The sequence below is a fragment of the Cohnella cholangitidis genome, assembly GCF_014107495.1.
Lineage (GTDB): Bacteria > Bacillota > Bacilli > Paenibacillales > Paenibacillaceae > Cohnella > Cohnella cholangitidis.
In genome coordinates, this window is sequence record NZ_CP041969.1 from 2,625,696 (window position 1) to 2,645,145 (window position 19,450).

16 protein-coding genes are annotated in these 19,450 nt (G+C 54.8%); 4 read left to right on the forward strand and 12 right to left on the reverse strand.

Annotated elements, in window-relative coordinates; all coding sequences use genetic code 11:
• Positions 1–168 precede the first annotated feature (168 nt).
• Complete coding sequence (locus FPL14_RS12465; RefSeq protein ID WP_182303262.1) at positions 169–882, reverse strand: DNA alkylation repair protein; 714 nt, start codon at positions 880–882, stop codon at positions 169–171.
• Between the two features lie 175 nt (positions 883–1,057).
• Between FPL14_RS12465 and FPL14_RS12470 the strand changes: the two genes are divergently transcribed.
• Positions 1,058–1,513, forward strand: a complete 456-nt coding sequence (locus tag FPL14_RS12470; protein WP_182303264.1) for a hypothetical protein — start codon at positions 1,058–1,060, stop codon at positions 1,511–1,513.
• Positions 1,514–1,555: 42 nt separating this feature from the next.
• On the opposite strand, the gene FPL14_RS12475 is transcribed toward FPL14_RS12470, so the two are convergent.
• A complete protein-coding gene (locus FPL14_RS12475) occupies positions 1,556–2,719 on the reverse strand; it encodes an iron-containing alcohol dehydrogenase (RefSeq protein ID WP_182303266.1) in 1,164 nt (387 codons plus the stop codon).
• Between the two features lie 236 nt (positions 2,720–2,955).
• Entirely contained in the window at positions 2,956–4,185 is a 1,230-nt protein-coding gene (locus tag FPL14_RS12480; RefSeq protein ID WP_182303267.1) for an MFS transporter, read from the reverse strand.
• A gap of 176 nt (positions 4,186–4,361) precedes the next feature.
• Here FPL14_RS12480 and FPL14_RS12485 point away from each other — a divergent pair, with 176 nt between their 5' ends.
• Positions 4,362–5,261 (forward strand): LysR family transcriptional regulator, encoded by a 900-nt coding sequence (locus FPL14_RS12485; RefSeq protein WP_182303269.1) that lies wholly within the window; start codon positions 4,362–4,364, stop codon positions 5,259–5,261.
• Between the two features lie 90 nt (positions 5,262–5,351).
• Here FPL14_RS12485 and FPL14_RS12490 read toward each other — a convergent pair whose 3' ends face one another.
• A complete protein-coding gene (locus tag FPL14_RS12490) occupies positions 5,352–7,109 on the reverse strand; it encodes an ABC transporter ATP-binding protein (protein WP_182303271.1) in 1,758 nt (585 codons plus the stop codon).
• 47 nt (positions 7,110–7,156) lie between these two features.
• Positions 7,157–8,899 (reverse strand): ABC transporter ATP-binding protein, encoded by a 1,743-nt coding sequence (locus FPL14_RS12495; protein ID WP_324617929.1) that lies wholly within the window; start codon positions 8,897–8,899, stop codon positions 7,157–7,159.
• A gap of 214 nt (positions 8,900–9,113) precedes the next feature.
• Here FPL14_RS12495 and FPL14_RS12500 point away from each other — a divergent pair, with 214 nt between their 5' ends.
• The gene (locus FPL14_RS12500) at positions 9,114–10,205 is read left to right on the forward strand and encodes a lipocalin family protein (protein ID WP_182303280.1); all 1,092 of its coding nucleotides are present in this window, start codon (positions 9,114–9,116) and stop codon (positions 10,203–10,205) included.
• A gap of 60 nt (positions 10,206–10,265) precedes the next feature.
• Here the strand turns inward: FPL14_RS12500 and FPL14_RS12505 are convergent, their stop codons facing one another.
• From FPL14_RS12505 to FPL14_RS12535, 7 genes are all read right to left on the reverse strand, one after another.
• Positions 10,266–10,562, reverse strand: coding sequence for a DUF6509 family protein (locus FPL14_RS12505; protein WP_182303282.1), 297 nt, complete (start codon positions 10,560–10,562; stop codon positions 10,266–10,268).
• Positions 10,563–10,777: 215 nt separating this feature from the next.
• Positions 10,778–12,505: an S-layer homology domain-containing protein gene (locus FPL14_RS12510; RefSeq protein WP_182303284.1), complete on the reverse strand. Its 1,728-nt coding sequence runs from the start codon at positions 12,503–12,505 to the stop codon at positions 10,778–10,780.
• On the reverse strand, positions 12,495–13,079 hold the full coding sequence (locus FPL14_RS12515) for a cadherin-like beta sandwich domain-containing protein (RefSeq protein ID WP_182303286.1): 585 nt from the start codon (positions 13,077–13,079) through the stop codon (positions 12,495–12,497). Before FPL14_RS12515 ends, FPL14_RS12510 begins: the two co-directional genes overlap by 11 nt.
• On the reverse strand, positions 13,076–14,851 hold the full coding sequence (locus FPL14_RS12520; RefSeq protein WP_182303288.1) for a cadherin-like beta sandwich domain-containing protein: 1,776 nt from the start codon (positions 14,849–14,851) through the stop codon (positions 13,076–13,078). The genes FPL14_RS12515 and FPL14_RS12520 overlap by 4 nt, the downstream gene beginning before the upstream one ends.
• 12 nt (positions 14,852–14,863) lie before the next feature.
• Complete coding sequence (locus FPL14_RS12525) at positions 14,864–15,466, reverse strand: TetR/AcrR family transcriptional regulator (RefSeq protein WP_182303290.1); 603 nt, start codon at positions 15,464–15,466, stop codon at positions 14,864–14,866.
• A gap of 178 nt (positions 15,467–15,644) precedes the next feature.
• Positions 15,645–16,091: an NUDIX hydrolase gene (locus tag FPL14_RS12530; RefSeq protein ID WP_182303291.1), complete on the reverse strand. Its 447-nt coding sequence runs from the start codon at positions 16,089–16,091 to the stop codon at positions 15,645–15,647.
• Positions 16,092–16,106: 15 nt separating this feature from the next.
• Entirely contained in the window at positions 16,107–17,612 is a 1,506-nt protein-coding gene (locus tag FPL14_RS12535) for a DUF4153 domain-containing protein (protein WP_182303292.1), read from the reverse strand.
• A 112-nt stretch (positions 17,613–17,724) separates the two neighbouring features.
• On the opposite strand from FPL14_RS12535, the gene FPL14_RS12540 reads away from it, so the two are divergent.
• Entirely contained in the window at positions 17,725–19,410 is a 1,686-nt protein-coding gene (locus FPL14_RS12540) for an ABC transporter substrate-binding protein (protein ID WP_182303293.1), read from the forward strand.
• Positions 19,411–19,450: the final 40 nt, after the last annotated feature.

The window sequence follows — 19,450 nt, forward strand, 5'->3', positions numbered from 1 at the left end:
GAACACCCTCCGCCGCTCTATGGATTGTAAACGCCTTCATAAAAGGTTTGCTCTAAACAATTCTCTTCCGAATTCAGCTTTCCTTCCCTATATATTCATCCCTTGCCGTAATATCCGTCATTTTTCGAAGCGACGGCTAAAATCCGCGGCGGCGGGGCTGATTTCCCCTTAACAAATACAAGTTTTTTTCTTGTTTCCGACCCGGCCCATGCGAACGATTTTATCGATATAGTCCGAAGCTAGCGGTACTTTGCAAGCCGTCTCTCCCACGTTCACGTGCACCTTGCCGATCTTGCTCGCGATCCTGACCGCTTCTTCATGAAGCTGCGCTACGTAAGCCCCCGCGACGATAACGAAATTATTCATGTTATAGCGGACTCTGTTCCTCTCCTCGTGAATCCCTGTCTCGATCCGCCGCAACAACGATCCGATCTCATCCATATCCAGCCGTTCGTCCGGGGTAATCGAGATATAGTTCGCGTACGTGCTCCATCCGCAGGTCGCGATTTGTTCGTCGGGCGATTCGATCCATTCTCTGGCTAGCTCTACCGCATAAGGGCTTTCGGCCGCGACGCCCGCGACCGTGTACTCGGCGATCATATACCAGTAGGCTTGCTTAACCCATTCCTGCAGCAGCTCTTTCGTAGCCGTTTTCGGATTGACGGTCAAGCCTGCCAAATACATGGCATCGCTGTTCCCCGTAGCATATAAGGCGCGGGCGACGTCTTGATTCTTCTTGACGTCCTTTACCAGCTTCTTCAAATCTCCGACGCGCACCCCGAAGAAAGGCTCCTTCGCTCCGTGGCGAATGAGCGTGCCCTTCGTCTGTTCCGTACCCATCCGCTCCAGCTTGTTCATCACATCGTCTACAGTTAGGGTCATATCCGCTCTGCTCCATTCTTAGTTCGTCTAAGTCGGCTGTAATCGTTTCCTTGTATTCTATCATGAATAGTATCGGACAATCTCTATAGACTAGCAACTTTCCACGGTGAAGCCGGGTTATATCCCATTAGCGGCACGCCGTGCCGTTATTCGGCTCTCGGAGCCCGGGGGCTCCTTGATAGCGGCACGCCGTGCCGTTACTTTGGCTCTCGGAGCCCGGGGGCTCCTTGATAGCGGCACGCCGTGCCGTTATTTGGCTCTCGGAGCCCGGGGGCTCCTTGATAGCGGCACGCCGTGCCGTTATTTGGCTCTCGGAGCCCGGGGGCTCCTTGATAGCGGCACGCCGTGCCGTTATTCGGCTCTCGGAGCCCGGGGGCTCCTTGATAGCGGCACGCCGTGCCGTTATTCGGCTCTCGGAGCCCGGGGCTCCTTGATAGCGGCACGCCGTGCCGTTATTCGGCTCTCGGAGCCCGGGGGCTCCTTGATAGCGGCACGCCGTGCCGTTATTCGGCTCTCGGAGCCCGGGGGCTCCTTGATAGCGGCACGCCGTGCCGTTATTTCAACATGCGCTCCCCGATGGCATGAAATACTCTATTTCGGCGGAACAGCGCAGAAAAAAACCGTCACCTAAGTGACGGTTAGAACGCGTTTTTTTCGTACATTTCCCGGGAGCTTACAGACTAGCCGCCAGAATACTGACTACGTCGTCCTTCGTCAGCTGCTTGAACGAACCGATCGGGCCGAATTGCGTCGCTTCCTCGGCCATCCGTTCCAGATGCTCGTCGTTAATGCCGAGCTCTCCAAGCGTCGCGGGAGCCCCGATCCGCGTAAAATACGCACGGGTCGCCTCGATGCCGGCAAGCGCGATCTCGTCGTCGCTCTTCCCGTTCGGATCGACGTTCCATACCCGCACCGCGTATTGCACGAACTTGCCTATCCGCTCCTTGTAAACGTACTTCATCCAATTCGGGAAAATAATCGCCAATCCCGCGCCATGGGCAATGTCGTAGATCGCGCTGACTTCATGCTCGATCCCGTGCGTCGCCCAATCGGTCGTAACGCCGTTAGGCAAAGTTCCGTTCAAGGCATAGGTGCCCGCGAGAAGAAGATTGGCCCGGGCATCGTAGTCGGAGCCGTTCGCGATCGCTTTTTCCCCGTTCTCGATAACGGTGAGCAAGATCGATTCCGCGAATCTCTCTTGCAGCGGAATGTCCGTCGTCAGGCTGAAGTACTGCTCGAATACGTGCGACATAATATCGACGATGCCGTTCACCGTTTGATTCGACGGCACGGTGTATGTCAGCTTAGGATCAAGAATCGAGAATTTCGGATAGACGAATTTGCTGCCCAAACCCCGCTTCTGCTTGGTCTCCCAATTGGAGATGACGGCATTGCCGTTCATTTCCGATCCGGTCGCCGCGAGCGTCAGCACGGTGCCGAGCGGCAACGCCTCTTTGATAACCGCCTTATGTATCGTGAAGTCCCAGACGTCCCCGTCGTACAGGGCACCGGCCGCGATCGCTTTAGCCGCGTCTAGCACGCTGCCGCCCCCGACCGCGAGAACGAATTCGATTTTCTCCTTGCGGCAAATTTCTATCCCTTTATTCACCGTTGATAAACGAGGGTTCGGTTCAATGCCTGACAACTCGTGTACGACCGCGTTGATCCCATTCAATTGGAATAACACGTCGTCGTAAAGTCCCGATGCCTTGATGCTTCCGCCGCCGTATACGAGCAAGATCCGCTTGCCGTATGGTTCAACTAATTCGCCCAACCGGTTAACCTTATCCGCGCCGAAGACCAGCTTCGTCGGATTGTATAACTCGAATGCGTTCATGCTCTGTATTCCCTCCCAGGCTAATTAGTTAAAGGTACCTACACCCTAGTGTACCATTATCGCGGGCAACAAGCACACATGCCTGAGCGAGTCTGCCGACTTTTCGCTTCGCTCGTCCATGTCCCGACAAACGACCCGGCCTCTTGACTCCTTCCACGAAAATGTACCATCTACAATAAAACCCGGCCAACCTCCATTCAAGGAGAGCCGACCGGGTCCATGGGAATGTATTTTCGTTAGTGGGCAGAGCCCGCATTGTCGATATGCTTCAGATGCCTACGGTTAATAAGGATAAAACCGACCGATACGAGGACAAATGCGCCGCCTACGTAGAAAGGAACGTGCGGATTGTACCATTCCGCCAGCTTGCCCGCGAAGAACGGCGCCGCCGCTCCTCCGAGGAACCGCAAGAAGCTGTAGGACGCGGAAGCGGTCGCCCTCTCGATCGGCGCGGCCTGCATGACCGCCGTCGTGATCAACGTGTTGTTATTGCCCAAGAACGCGCCGGCGAGAATGACGGATACGATAATCACTTCCTTCGTCGACGTCCAGATTCCCATCGCGATCAAAGTCATCGCGAACAAAACGAGCATCAGGCACATGGACTTGATCGTTCCCATCCTTCTCTGCAGACGCGGAGCCATATAGACCGAAGTGATTGCCAATAGAATACCCCAACCTAAGAAAACGTAACCTAACCCGCGTTCTTCCAGGTGCATCACGAACGGCGAGTAAGCAAGCAAAGTGAAAAACCCGAAATTGTATAACAGCGCCGTAATTCCGAGAACCAGAATCGCCGGGTACTTCATCGCGCGGAACGGATCCAAGATGGATGCTTTCGGTTTCTTGGCAGCCAATGACGGGGCAGCCGCCGTAGACAACCCGTTGTTCTTCGTGCTAGGCATCATTATGAGCAGCATGAAGAATGCGAATACCATGAGGCCGGCGACGCCGTAGAAAGGACCTCTCCAAGAGATGGAGCCCAATTCGCCGCCCAGCAGCGGTCCGACCGATATCCCGAGTCCGATGGCCGCTTCATATAGAATGATGGCTTGAGCCACGCCGGATCTGGAGAAAGACACGATAGCCGATAACGCGGTGGCGACGAACAACGCATTGCCTAACCCCCATCCTCCGCGCAGCCAGACAAGCTCCCAGATTCCTCCGGAGTTTCCTCCGAGCGCTGCGAATAGAGCGATAATGATAATTCCGCACAGCAACGTCCATTTGATCCCTAACCTAGACGATACGACTCCAGTGATTAACATGGCGACCGCCATGACCAAGTTATAGCTGGTGAATAGCAACGTAACGTCGCTTGCCGAAGCTTGCAGCTTATGCGCGATCGCCGGAAGGATGGGATCGACTAAACCCAAGCCCATGAAGGCGATAATACATGCAAATCCGACAGCCCAGACCGCTTTAGGCTGATCGAGTAACCTGCCTTGTCCTCTGCTCTTATCCATGATGACTGCTTCTCTCCTCTATTTCGATGCCTTTTTTGTTGCTGGAATATCGCACATTAGCCTTCGTGACTTTCCATCCCTTATTATAAAAACCCCGTTAGATAATGTATAATACATAAATCATTATAAAATCATGTATTCAAAGCTATCATAAATCCGCAAGGAGGAAATCCCCGGTGGAAATGCTTCAGCTCAAATACTTTCAAACCGTCGCTCGCTTGGAGCACATGACCAAAGCGGCGGAACAGCTTCAGATCGCGCAGCCCTCTTTAAGCAAGACGATAGCCCGGCTGGAGGAAACCGTCGGCGTGCCTCTGTTCGACCGCCAAGGACGGCAAATTCGGCTGAATCAGTTCGGCAGAACGTTCCTTGAACGCGTCGACCGAGCGTTCCGGGAGCTTGAGGAAGGCGGACGGGAAATCCGGGACATGGCGGGCTTGCACCGGGGAAGCGTGAAGCTCGGGGTGTCGATCACGAGCGTGCTTCCCGAATTGATCGGAGCGTTCGTGAAACAATATCCGCAAGTCCATTTTCGCCAGACGTTGGGCACGACGTCCGCGATGAAACGGCAGCTCGAAGAAGGCGAGATCGACCTATGCATCTCGTCGATCCCGATCATTAGTCCCGAGCTCGAGTGGAAAGAGCTGATGACGGAGGAAATCTTCATCGCCGTTTCGCCGGAGCATGCCCTGGCAGATCGCGAAAGCATCCATTTGCATGAGCTCGGACAAGAGTCCTTCATCAGCATGAACGTCGGATTTGCCTTCCGGGATTTGACGGACCAGCTTTGTTCGCAAACCGGCTTTAAGCCCGCCATCACCTTCGAGGTCGACGAACCTGAAGGTATCGTACGCCTCGTCGGACAGGGGCTTGGCATCGCGTTCCTGCCCGCGCTCGGATTGAAAGCGCGAGCCCGCCACCATCTGAAGAGAATCCGAATCCTGAATCCGAATTTCTACCGGACTACAGGGCTTGCCTGGTCCAAGAAGCATTACTTGTCGCTCGCCGCGCAAAAATTCAGCGAGTATCTGATCTCCGGCTACGAGCGAATGCAGGATGAGCTGAGTAACGGTTAACAACGATAAACGGCCGCCCCCGGAACGTCATCAAGACGTTGCCGGAATGCAGCCGTTTATTCGCGTTTTCCCTATCGCTTCATTTCGTCTTTACACGGGCAGGGAAGCTTTTTCTCCCTTTTGCAACTGATACATTTTATAATAACGCCCCTCTAGCGCCATAAGTTGGTCGTGGGTTCCGCGTTCGACGATCTCGCCCCGATGGAGCACGAGAATCTGATTGGCGTCACGGATCGTAGACAGCCGATGCGCGATCACCAACGTTGTCCTGCCTTCGCTGACGACTTTGAGCGCGCGTTGGATCAAGCCCTCCGTCTCGCTATCGATGCTAGCCGTCGCTTCATCCAGGATGAGAATCGACGGATCGAACGCTAGGGCTCTGGCGAAGGAGATGAGCTGCCGTTGGCCGGACGAAAGCGTGCTGCCCCGTTCCACCACCTGCTCGTCGTAACCATTCGGAAGCTGCTCCACGAATGCCGCGGCCCCAACGTCCGCAATCGCTTTTTTGACCCGTTCCAGCGATATTCCTTCATTATACAAGCTCACGTTGAACTTGATATCCCCGGCGAACAGGTAAGGGTCTTGAAGCACGATCCCCATATGCTTGCGCAGAGCTTGCTTGGATAAAGTAGAGATATCCGCGCCGTCAATGGTGATCTTGCCCTTGCCTGGCTCGTAGAAACCTAGCAGCAGATTGATGATCGAGCTCTTGCCAGAGCCCGTATGCCCGACTAACGCAACCGTCTCGCCCTTGCGCGCCTCGAAGGTGATCCCCTTCAACACATTATCTTCGCCGTTATAAGCGAACGTAACATCCTCGAACTTCACTACGCCTTCCGGCCGTTCGGCATGCTCGGCATCCTCGATTTCCTTGCCTTCCATGTCCATGATAGCGAACACTTTATCGGCGGACACGAACGCTCTCTGGGCATTGGTAAGCTGGTCGAAGATTCCGATGATCGGATTAAATATGCGCCCCAAATAGTCTATGAAGGCGTAGAATACTCCGAACGAAAGAGCCGCGTTCTCGATAGAGGCCCGCCCGAAATACCAAATGACGAATGCCGTGACAAGACTGCCGATGGTGCCGACGATGTTCCGCGACGATAGCGAGAATACGCGGAATTGTTTCACCTGGTTCACGTAGCGATCCTCGTTCAGCTCCGTGAACTCTTCGATCGTCGCTTTCTCCCGGCGGAAAGCCTGTATGATCGGCATAACGATGATCGACTCGTTAAGCATCGCGTTCATATCGCTGAGCCGCGCGCGCATGATCGCGATGTACTTCTGCGAATATTTCAGGTGAACGTACATGATAAGCGCGAACAGAGGAGGCAGCAGCAAGGTAAACAGGGCAAGCCGCGCATCCAAAATAAAGAGGGCGACGAAAATACCCGCCAGTTGAATGAAGCTAACGACGAAGGTCGCCATGAAGCTCATGAACAGATCCCGAATAGCTTCCGTGTCGTTCGCTACGCGCGACACGACCTGCCCGACCGGCGTATTGTCGAAGTAACGGAGCGGAATGCGTTGGATATGGCGCATCACGTCCATTCGCATGTTCTTGATAATTCGCAGAGCGGTAGATTGCAAAATGTAGGATTGCGTAAAATTGCTGATTCCGGCAAGCAAGAGAAGTCCGATATAGAAAGCCAGCAGCGCGAGTACGGGACCTAACTCATCCGTCCGCACGGACAAATGCTTGTCGATGATCGTCTTGATAATATAGGGGCCGCCCAGTTCTGCCCCTACCGCGAAGCATAGGATGACTATCGCCGCGAATATCCGGTACTTATAGACGAGAGCGTAGGCAAAAAGCCTTCTCGCCGTAGAACGTTTGGGGTTCATTAGGGCCTCCTTCTATAGGGTGGGCATCTATTTCATCAGTTATCGCATTACTCTTCTAAGCTAGCTTCCATTTGCTGACGATCCCACTGCTCCTTGTACCACCCTCCGTGCAGCATGAGCTGCTCATGGGTGCCTTCTTCCCGAATCCGTCCTTCGTCGAGCACGACGATCCAGTTCGCATGGCTGACCGCGGACAATCGATGCGTCGTGATGAGCGTCGTTTTGCCGGCGCGTTCTTTGCGGATTTGTCCGACGATCCGGCTTTCCGTTCGGGCATCCACCGCCGACAGCGAGTCGTCCAGCAGCAAAATTTCCGAATCGATCAACAGAGCCCGCGCGATGGCGAGCCGTTGCTTCTGTCCGCCGGACAGCATAACGCCGTTCTCTCCGACGATCGTGCCCAATCCTTCCGGCATCTGGGCGATATCCTGCGTGAAGGATGCCATCTCGATCGCGCGGGCGATTTCTTCCTCCGTTGCATCCGGTTTGCCGAGGGCGATGTTGTCGCGGATCGATTTCGATAAGAGCAGGTGCTCTTGCGGGACGTAAGCAATCCATCGCTTCATCTGCTCCAGCGAGATCTGTTCGACCGGAATATGGGATACGAAGAGCATCTCCCGACTTAGAGGATACTGCCTTAGCAATTGCTTGAGCAGCGTGCTTTTCCCGCTTCCGGTTTTGCCGACGATGCCCAACGTCTCCCCCCGCTCCAGCCGGAATGAAATGTTGTCCAAGCTTGGGGACGAGGCGGACGGGTATTTGAAGGTAAGATCTTTCATCTCGATAACCGTCGGAGCTTCTAACTCGATCGGGTCTTCCGCTTCTTGGATGTCCGCTTGTTCGGCCAATACCGTTTCGAGCCGGTCAGCCGAAGCGCTCCCCCGCTGCAGCACGTTAATGAACTCGCCGAAAGCGATCATAGGCCATATGAGCATCCCTAAATAAATGTTGAAGGATACAAGCTGCCCGAGCGTAATTTCATCGTGAAAAACCAAATAAGAGCCATAACCGATTCCGATGCAATAGCTTGCGCCGACGATAAGCGAGATCGATGGCTGGAATAACGCGTTCAAGATCGACACCCGTCTGTTCTTGTCCATGACCTCCGTCGTAATTCGATCGAAAGCTCCCAGATCGCGCTCCTCTTGGACGTAGGAACGAATGACCCTGATGCCGGATACCGATTCCAGCACGTGTTCGTTCATTCGGCCGAACGATTCCTGCGCGGCAAGGAACCGGACGCGTACCTTGGCTCCCAGCTTGCTAATGACCAGCACGAGCAGCGGCAGCGGGATAAGCGCGGCGATCATGAGCTTGACGCTGATAAAAGAAAACATCATCACGATTACGACCGACGCGCCGACAAGCGTATTCACGAGCGTCATGACGCCGTATCCGGCAGTCTGTCCGATCGCCAAAATATCGTTCGTCGCAAGCGCCATCAGTTGCCCCGTGCTGTTCCGTTGGAAGAAGGACGGCGCCATTCTAGTCAGATGCTTGAGCAGCCGCGCCCTGAGCAGCTTTTCTATCAGGATGGAATTGCCGAACAAGGTCGTAATCCATATGTATACCATTACGTATACGAGCAAGGAGAGTCCGACAAGCCATGCGACGGTTTGATTCAACTCGCCGGACGTCAGCGTCCCTTGCTTGATGACGTCGATCATGTTTCCGATCAGCTTGGGCGGGATCATGGATAGTAGGCTAACCGCCGTCATTAACCCGATCGCAATAGCGTAAGTCCCCCATCTTGCCTTAAAAAACCACTTGAGACGACTAACGAAAGACATCATTTTCCCCCTCCCGTCATTTCCATTTTTTACACATGCTTCGATCTTAACGTTTCGTACGGATGAAGTCTACGCGAACGCTTCATTTTTCTTTATACGATTTAACGGTCTTCCCAAGTCGCCATTTCCGCGGCCCATACATACTTTATACTTACGATCCGCCTAGAGAGAAGCCTTCCGAGAGTCGGCTTAGACGAAAGAAGGGATTACGCCTATGAACGATCAACGAGCAGCCCTGTCCATTCCGAAAGACGCTGCGCCCCATCCCGAGTCCAATCTGGAATGGTGGTATTGTTACGCTTATATCGACGGAAGCGGAGGAAGGCGTTACGCGCTCATGATCTCGTTCTTCCGCGTCGGAGAGCTGCCTCGGCTTAAAGGGCATTATTTGATCTATTCTCTTATCCGGTTAGACCAACCGGGGTTCATTGCCCGATCTTGCTTGGACCGTGCGCTAGTCTACCAAATGGCCGGACTGTATCTTCCTTCATATTTTCTGATCAAGCCGAACGATAAGCATACTTGGGAGCAGTACGGCACGCTGCTCAAAGGCAAGCTTCCTTCTCCGCACTCGTGGATGAAGGACGTATCCGTTCGCTCGCGCCCGACCAGACTGGATTACGGCGAGGCTTCGATAATATTTAAGGACGAAGAGAGCCAACGGTTTACGCTGCATATCCAAGACCGGGAAGCACGAATTGAACTGGAATTCGAGCCTTGCAAACGGTTGACCGCCATCGACGAGCAAGGTACGTTAAACGGCTTCTACTATTATTCGTCTACCCGTAATTCCGTTAAAGGACGTATCTACGATGAGGAAGGCTCGGAGCAAGTGTCCGGGGAAGGCTGGTTCGACCATCAGTGGGGGAGAAACTACGAACTGCTTAAAGGCGAAGGCTGGAACTGGTTTGGGCTTCAGCTCGACGACGGCCGGGAACTGCTCATCAGCCAGCTTCACGCGGCGGACCCCGCAAGCCCTCCCGCTTCCCCTACCGCCATCTTCATCCTAAACGATCGTGCTTCCATGTCGGTCAACAACATCAAGCTCCAACCGCTTCGGTTCTGGAAAAGCTTCCGATCGGGAATGACCTATCCGATCGAGTGGCGCATCCTCCTTCCCGATTACCGGCTCGAGCTGCGCGTCGCTCCCCTGATCGATAATCAGGAGATGCCGATTATCGGTCCGATTCGAGCCATATGGGAAGGAGTCTGCCTCGTAACCGGCGTCGACCACGAGTGCCGCAAGCCGATCAGGGGAAAAGGATTCGTCGAGTTGGCCGGGTACGCCAAATACGCTAAACTTTAAGCGATAACAAAACCCTCCGCAATCGGTGCTCGTTGCCGCTCGGAGGGTCTTGTTCGCTGCTTATTCTTCGCCTTCCCGGTAATGCTCCTTGCAGAAATCGGACAGAGCCGCTTCCTCTTCGTCTTCAAGCTCGGCATCGACGAAACGGTCCGTCGTTTTCTCGTACAGCTTGTAGCTCACGACGCGCCCCTGCTCCCCGTCGATCTTATACACGGCTTTAACATATATTCCGTTCGCGGAGTAAAGTTCGTCGTCTTCGTCCAGCTCAAGATCGATCAGAAACTCGTAGCGTTTCCCCGCTAAAATTTGAAAAGGATCCTTGACCAGCTCCACGCTGTATTCCGTTACTGTAAGCATTCTCTCATCCTTCCATTGGCTATGATCCCATTATACACCTTCGGCATGCCGAAACGGGAAGTGTAGCGCAACGACGAATTTGCGAGAAAATCGTTCGTCGTTCTTTCGCTCTCCGCAGCGTGTTTTTTTGAGTCCGTTATTCTATTTAAAAACATTCACGCAGCCTTCTCAGGCTGCGTGAATTGTTTTTTTGGGGGGCGGTATCACTCCCCCATTTAATCAATCGAACCAAGCGCTTGCAGCGTACGTATTAACACGGCCGCCGCTTGAGCGCGCGTCGTTTCTCCCTTCGGGCCGAACGTATTCGCGGATGTTCCCGTCATGATCTTAAGCTTGATCATCAGGCGTACGTCGTCCAAATGCGCCGCATTCGCGTTTCCGATATCTTTGAAGCCGTCCAAGCTCGCGGCGCTCCGCTCGGTCGTCGGTTTCTCAAGCTTGATCGCTGCCGCCAGCATGCTCGCCATTTCCTCTCGGGTCAGCGGTTGATCGGGCAAGAAGCGCTCTCCGCTCCCGAAGTCGATCAGGCCAAGCTCTTTCGCCGTGGCTACAGCGCCGAAGTACCAAGCACCGGGCTTCACGTCGTCATAAGGCGCTGAACCGCCGGATATCGTGCCTCTACCCAATGACCGAATCAGCACGGCCGCGAATTCCGCTCTCGTCACGGATTGGTTCGGCGCGTATTTCCCGCCGCCGACGCCTTCGACGAGTCCTTTCGCCGCGGCGAGCTCCACGAACGGCCGGCTCCACTGCTTGACCGTATCGTTAAAGCTAACCTTGTTGTCCGCAACGACGTACACGCTGTTGGAAGCCGAAGCGATCGTCGCGTACAGGATGCCGTCGATCTTCACTGCCTTAGCGGGAACGAACTCGAACTTCTTGGCCGCTGCGTTATAGCGGAACGCGCCCCATTGCTCAGGCATGCCGGTTATGCTCTTCGGCATCGGGATCAGCCTTGCGATCGCTTGGCTGAATCGATCCGCCGATCCGATCGCCAAGCCCGTTTTCGTATTCACGATATCCATATGGAAATCCACGATTGCTCCCAGCGCGATTCCGTTCGGCAGGCCGCCGGCGAACGCGGATCGAATCTCTTTATCCCCCGATTTGTCGGTCAGGGAAATTTTGAAGCTGATCTCGTCGGCTTTAAGGCCGTTCTTGGCAAGCAGATCCTTCAGCCCCGGGATAAGCGACGCCAGATTGACCGGCACCCGATAACTGCCGTAAGGCGTTTTGATTTCGATGAAAAACGCCGCGTTCTCGCCGGCAAGGCTGGTTAAGGCTCCGGCCGGAAAGCTGACGTAAGCCGTACCGTTCTTCGGCGTCGTTTCAACGACGAAGAACGGCTTCGAGGCGTCGATCGCGTCCGGGTTCAGCTTCGTGCCGTTCACGTCGATGAACGGAACTTCAACCGTTGGCGTCGAGCTGCCGCTGCCGCCTCCGCCCGTCGAAGGCAGAGACGCACGCGTTACCGTTACGGTGTACGTCTTCGTTGCGCCGTTCTGGGCGGTCACGACGATCGTAATCGGGTTGCTCCCTACGTTCAGGCCGACCGACGCCGCTCCGGCCGTCAATGTTTGGCCGTTCACCGTCACCGTCGCCGTAACGTTGGCCATCGTCGGCATAATCGCGATGCTGTACACGCTATTGGTCACGCTGGCCGTGTAACTCGTCGTACCTGGCGCGAACGCCGGACTCAGCGTACCGCTCGACAGCGTTAACCCGCTCAAGTTCGCGTCTCCGCTCGCCTCTCTCGCCACCGTCACCGTATACGTATTCGTCGTGCCGTTCTGGGCGGTCACGACGATCGTAATCGGGTTACTCCCTACATTCAGGTCGACCGACACCGCTCCGGCCATCAACGATTGGCCGTTCACCGTCACCGTCGCCGTAACGTCAGCCACTATCGGCGTCACCGATACGCTGCTCACGCTAATGGTCACGCTGCCGTGTAACTCGTCGTACCTGGCGCGAACACCGGCTCAGCGTGCCGCTCGACAGCGTCAACCCGCTCAAATTCGCATCGTCGCTCGCCGCTCGCGTCACCGTCACCGTATACGTCTTCGTCGTGCCGTTCTGGGCGGTCACGACTATCGTAATCGTGTTGCTCCCTACATTCAGATCGACCGACACCGCTCCGGCCGTCAATGTTTGGCCGTTCACCGTCACCGTCGCCGTAACGTTGGCCATCGTCGGCATAATCGCGATGCTGTACACGCTATTGGTCACGCTGGCCGTGTAACTCGTCGTACCTGGCGCGAACGCCGGACTCAGCGTACCGCTCGACAGCGTTAACCCGCTCAAGTTCGCGTCTCCGCTCGCCTCTCTCGCCACCGTCACCGTATACGTATTCGTCGTGCCGTTCTGGGCGGTCACGACGATCGTAATCGGGTTACTCCCTACATTCAGGTCGACCGACACCGCTCCGGCCATCAACGATTGGCCGTTCACCGTCACCGTCGCCGTAACGTCAGCCACTATCGGCGTCACCGATACGCTGCTCACGCTAATGGTCACGCTGGCCGTGTAACCCGTCCTGCCGCCGCGAAAGTCGGGCTCAACGTGCCGCTCGACAGCGTCAAGCCGCTCAAGTTGGCGTTCGCCGACGCCGCCCGCGTGACGGCGACCGTGTACTCCTTGCTCGTGACGCCGTCTTCGGCCGTAACGAGTATCGTGATCGTCTTCGTTCCGACCGGAAGCGAGATCGGATTGGAGAAATTACCGCTAAGCGTCGGCGTTCCGTCTACAGTGATCGTTGCCCGGTTGTTATTGACCGGCTTTAAGTAAATCTCCGTGAGGCCGTTTCCCACGTTAACGGTGTAAGCGGTCGTTCCGGGCGCGAACGGTTCGTTAAAATAATCGGAGCTTAGCGCGAGCCCGCTAAGCGTCGCATCCGTAAAGGGAGCCCGCGTGATCGTGATCGTATAAGTCCTCGTCATGCCGTTAAAAGCCGTAACCACGACCGGTATAATATTGTCGCCTTTTAGTAACGGAATCGGTAAAGATGGGCTGCCGCCGGCCGCGCCGACGCCGCCGACGGTGACGCTGGCATTGTTGCTGCTGGCGCTGAGCACCGGCGTAACCGTCGTCGAGGTCACGTTGTTTGGTACGCTAAGCGAATAATTCAGAACGCCCGGCAAGAACGGCATCATTGCGCCCGCGCTGACCGTTAGATCGGATAACTGATTATCGCCGGTAATCTTCCGCACCGCGTTATCCGAAGCATTCACTTGCGACACAAGAGAGAGATACATCGAGCCGGCATCGTCGAACGTAATATCGGTTGCGAGTTGACCATACGGGCTGTCCCCGGCCAAAGCGGTAACGACGTCCAAGTTCGCGTCAAGCCTTAAAACGGTGGACGAACCGTTTCTAATGGCCACGAAGAGGTTGCCGCCATAGCCGACTTCGATTCCCTTGGGGGAATTGAACGTTTTGCTCGCCAATACCGTCGGCGTGCTTCCGCTAACGGTTGCTTTTATGATTTTGCCGCCATTCAAATAATCGCTTTGATCGCCGATATAGAGCGTCGAGCCATCGAAAGCAAGTCCAAAGGGACTCCTGATAGTCGCGTCTAGCGGCCCGGGATCGAGATCCCCGGACCAAACGTCCGGGCTGCTCGCCGGACCGAAAGAGGAAACGTCGAACCTCAGAACGCGGCCGTTATTGGTATCCGCGACGATCAGATCGTTGCCGTTCACGGCGATGCCTTGCGGGTATCTTAGCGTTCCGACCGAAGGCGTAACGCCGCTGCCGTCCCATTTGATCATATCGCTAAGGCTATAGGCAGAACCCGAGTAGCTGACATTAAACCGATAGAGAGCCCTTCTGTCGGTCACATATACTCGTCCGTTTCCATCGAAACGTATGGCCATCGGCTCCGAGAAAGTGACAGGCAACGGCGCCACTAGCTCTTGCGTCACTTGACCGTCCGGATTCATCACGAGGATTTTGCCATTCCCTGAATCCGTTGCGAACAGATATCCGTTGACCGGTTCGATATCCGCTCCGTACAACGCTATACCTGTACCGGAAAGAGCGGGAGGATGGCCGGGTCCGCCTCCCGTCGTCCAATCTCCGGCCGCGGCCGCAGGCTTAACGTACACGAGCATGGCTATCAGCAACGCGGCGGCGATCGCCGCGACTAGCCATGCTTGTCGCCATTTCGTCGGCTGACGCATGGCGGGGTTGAGGGGATTAGCTCCTGAGTTCATTAGGTTCATCGGCTCGATATTCAATCCTTTCATAATAAAATAGGGACTTTCCGCAGCGAAAAACGGTTTGTCCATAAGCCGCGCCATTTAAGTCATCAGCTTAACCAAACCTTGTATAAGCGCTTTCGTATCCGTTTCTCCGAACAGCTTGGAGAACACGGTAAATCCTTCGTTGAACGCGATCACTTGCTTAGCCGTCAGAATCGGATCCTTGTCCTTCGAAATCCATCCATGCGTCTGCAAGACCCGGATAAACTGCTCGATTCCAAATACCCAATCCTGGTATTTCTCTCTGAGCAAGCCTTGGATTTCCGGTTTTTCTTTCGTATATTGGTAGAAATCGGCCAGTACGACAATCCAGTTATCGACGCCTTGAAGCATTTCGGCGAGCCGCGTCAGCGTAATCGTAACGACTTCCTCCAGCGTCGTATCCGTCGGGCTGTATGCCTTCGGAACGTCGGTCCAGCCGCTCGTAATTTGCATCTGATACTCCAGTACCTGCAGGAATAACTGTTCTTTCGTCTTAAAATGAACATAGAACGCGCCGTTCGTATGGCCGGTCTGCGCTACGATATCTCCAATCGTCGTTGAGGCGAACCCCTTAGCCGAGAAGCATTTCATTCCGGCTTCCAAGAGCTGTCGATAGGTCGCTTCTCTCTTTAATTGAAACTTGTTTTTGATCATTTGCATCGCTCCAAGTCCTCTTTCGACAACCGTCACCGAAACTATTAATTACATTCATGAATGTATCTATTTTATTAGTAGAAATTACCATCCGTCAATCGAGAATTTTCGACTTTAAAAAATAAAAAAGCACCGGGATTTCCCGGTGCCCTCTCGCGTCGGCCGATCGAACGGTTACCCTTTGCTAGAGATATCCCGTTTTCCTCAAGACCAGCTCCGTAAAAGGATTCAATTCCGGCGGCGGTTCGCGAAGCGAAAAGTAACGAAGCTCCAGCCCCTCGTCGTCGTTGACTTTGGGTACGCCTCCGACGTTAATCGCTTCGTACACGGCCATCACGTTATAGACTTCATCCCCGTTCGGATACTTGTAATACATGTCTTTCCCCGACAGCAAAGCAATGAATCGATAATCCTCGGCCGTTAACCCCGCTTCTTCATAGAGCTCTCTCCCGGCCGCCTCCTCCAACGATTCTCCCAGCTCCAGCGCGCCTCCGATCGTTCCCCAATCGTAACTATCGGAGCGCCGTTGCAGCAACAGACGGCCTCTCTCGTCAAAGACGAGCACGCACGCCCCGGGCATGAGCAGCGGCCGCGCGCCCACCGTTTTTCTCAGATCCGATATGTACCCCATAACTCTCTTCTCCCCCTAATCTTGCAGCTCGTTCAGCACCTTCTCGGCGCGGTAGATCGATAAATTGAACGAAGGCCACGCGCGATCCTCGTCCGCGATCGCTATCCTCTTATTTTCCAAATACCGCTTCATGTCCGGGAACTCCCGTTCAGCGAACTTGGCAAGCGTCGGAACGGCATCCGCCGACAAGCCGCCCAAGTAAACAAAATCGATCTCCCCGCTGGTCTTGAACCTCTCGATGTTTTTCTCGGCGATAATCCTATCCATGCCTACGTAATTAACGAATACATATGCGGCCAGGCCGATAACGATGTAAATCTTCGTCAGAGGAATCATCGGAGTTCTAATCCGGAGCGCCGCTATAATCAGCAGAATCGCCAAAAAGATCATGAACGCGTGCACCAGGAAACGAATATACGTGTAACCGTATGCTTCTTCATACAGGACAAGCCTCATATAAGCGGAATACAGCATCACTCCCGAGCAGGCCACCAGCACGTAGAGCAGTAACGCGTTCATTTTTTTGGCTGCCTGTCCGGCCTCGCCGCCTTCAAAGACGAGAGTGGCCATTAGGATGGCAAAATTAATGACCGAGACGGCGACGAGCTCGACGAACCCGCTTCTTGCGTACTCTGCGTAAGTTTTGCCGTCCGGCACGACACCGTCCCATGCCCCGAACAAATACGAGAACTGAACGGCCACGAACAGCACGTAAACGATATTTACCGAGATAAGCAGCGTAGCGAGAATAACGGGGTCGATCCGGAAGCCGGCCGCTTGAGACGATCTCTCTTCGTCCATGCTCGCCTTCCCTTTCTGCCGAGGAGCTCGCTTCGGTCTCACGAATCCCCAGAAGTAACAGAAGAACAGGACGCCGAATACGAATATCCATATCCCCCGCGCGAAGCTTTCTCCGAGCGAAAGGCTGTTCCACCATCCGGGAAGTCCCGTCAGCACCCGATTGAAAACTCCATCCGCGGAAGCGAGCAGTTGAACGACGACGATCAACACCGGCAAAGCGATAGCAAGACCGATAAGCACTTTGCCGAGCGCGCTCTTCTGCTTCGAGCCCATTTTTCGTCCGGCAGAGATCTTCGCTATGCGAAATAGGGTACCGATATGGCGCAAGCTCTGCGGAACGAGGTGGTCGAGCGCTTCCCAAACGATTCGAATATCCCACCAAGCGATTTGCTTAGCGCCCCTTATGTAAGCAAGATGAACGAAGATGAGCGGCGGGACGATAAGCAAGTTCAAACTGCGCAGTATCGGATTATCGAACAGCGCGAACGTCGAAGAGAGCAGCAGGATCACCACGAACAGAAACCAAGCGAACCCCGTAATTTCCCGCAGCCGGTCTTTCCAATCGTGGAAAAGGTACAGGTATAACAGAATGACAAACAGCGGGTAGGATATTCCAGGCACGTTGCCATAGAACAAATATTGATGGACAATAGCGAGCAGGAACGCTCCGATCAGACCGGCCAGCGCTCTTCCCGTAACGGCTTTACGATTCGAATTCACGACAGAACCCTCCGCTTCCTGACTTTCTAATGCCTATTGTAGATGGTAAAATAGGAAAATAAATAGAAATAACTGAACTGGAAATTTCCTATTTTAAGAGGCGGAGTATCGTATGAAAATCCATCAACAATTCCTGCAGCTTCATTCGCGTTTCGGGGGCGTGGACTCCGTCGAGACCACTTTGGACGAGATAGGAAAGCTGCTCGACTGTACCCCTCGCAACGCGACGAATATCCTTCGCGCCATGTGCGCTAACGGCTGGGCCGCGTGGGATTCCTCCCGCGGACGGGGTCGCCGTTCGTCGTTGCGGTTCCTCGTTCAACCCGAAGAAATCGCGGTTCAGTCCATGCTGCAAGCGATAAACCGCAAGGATATCGCACGCGCGATCGATCAGATTAGAGCCCATCGAAGCTCGTCCACGCTGCAGGAGCATTTGCAAGGCTGGCTGCTTACCTACTTCGGCCATCATACCGAGATGAGGAGCGACAGGCAGATCGACACGCTGCGCATTCCGATTCGTCAACCGCTTCACACGGTCGACCCTTTGTATATGAATTTGTTGGCGGAATCCTTCGTATCCAGCCACGTTTTCGACGGTCTCGTGCGCAGAAACGACGATCGCCGCGACGAAATCGCACCGAGCATCGCCCATGCCTGGGAAGCGGATTCCAGCCGTACGGAATGGACCTTCTACCTGCACAAGGAAGTCCTCTTCCACCACGGCAAAGTGATGACCGCCGAGGATGTCGTCTACTCGTTCGAACGATTGATCCGCTCGTCGCGCAGGACGTTGTATAGTTTTATTTTCAAGCAAATCAAAGCCGTGCGCGCCCTCAATCCGACGACCGTAAGATTCGAGCTGGAAGAGCCTAACGAGCTGTTCCTCCCTTTCTTGTGCACGAGCCGCGCGGCTATCGTTCCGAAGGACCTCCATCAGCTGGGCAGCCTGCGATTCGGCACGGCTCCGCTCGGCACCGGTCCGTTCAAGGTAAACGAGATGAACGAAGGGATTTGCGTATTGGAAGCGTTCGCTCCTTATTTTCAAGGCAGGGCCCATCTCGATCGGGTGGAGATCGTTCACGTCCCGTGGGCGACGGAAGAGACGGGAAGCGGAGGACAATCGGACAACCTCTCGCCCTTCCACGTCATCCCTAACGCCGCGGCCGCCGAACAAAACTGGAGCCACATCCACTCGGATACGACCGTCAGAAAATTCGTCACCTGCAACACGCAAAAGGCCGGACCGTTAACCGATCCGACCGCTCGCGCTTATTTATTCGATTGTCTCGGGGAGTTGCCGCCGGCTTCCGGCGGGGATAGTCCTGTGCCCATCCCAATTCAAATCGCGACGATTCCGCCCTACAGACCGGATGCCTACGCGCTGGCGGACCGTCTCGGAAGGCGCGGCTTCGCGTGCAACGTCGTCTCCGTATCCCCGGAAGAATTCAAGGGATCGGTCCGGCTGGAATCGGATTTGATCCTGTTCTCCTTGTTCCGCGACCAAGACGAGCAGCTCCGGCTGTTCGATCTCTATCTGACGATGGCCGAGCACGTCGATTCCCACACCCGGATCGATATCGAGACGACGCTGAACCGCGTTATCCGGCAATCCGATCCTATGCTTCGCGCAAGCGAGCTAGGCAAAATCGAGCAACTGCTCATGAAGGAGCATCAGCTGTTCATTCTATCGGAGAAACCTTTGCCGACGACCTATCTGCCTTCCGTACGGGGAGTCACTTTCAACTCGCAAGGCTGGGTCAACCTTCGCACCATCTGGTTTCCTCCCACGCTAACTTAACGGACACGGATCTCGCTCCCGCAGCTATAGAAATAACGGC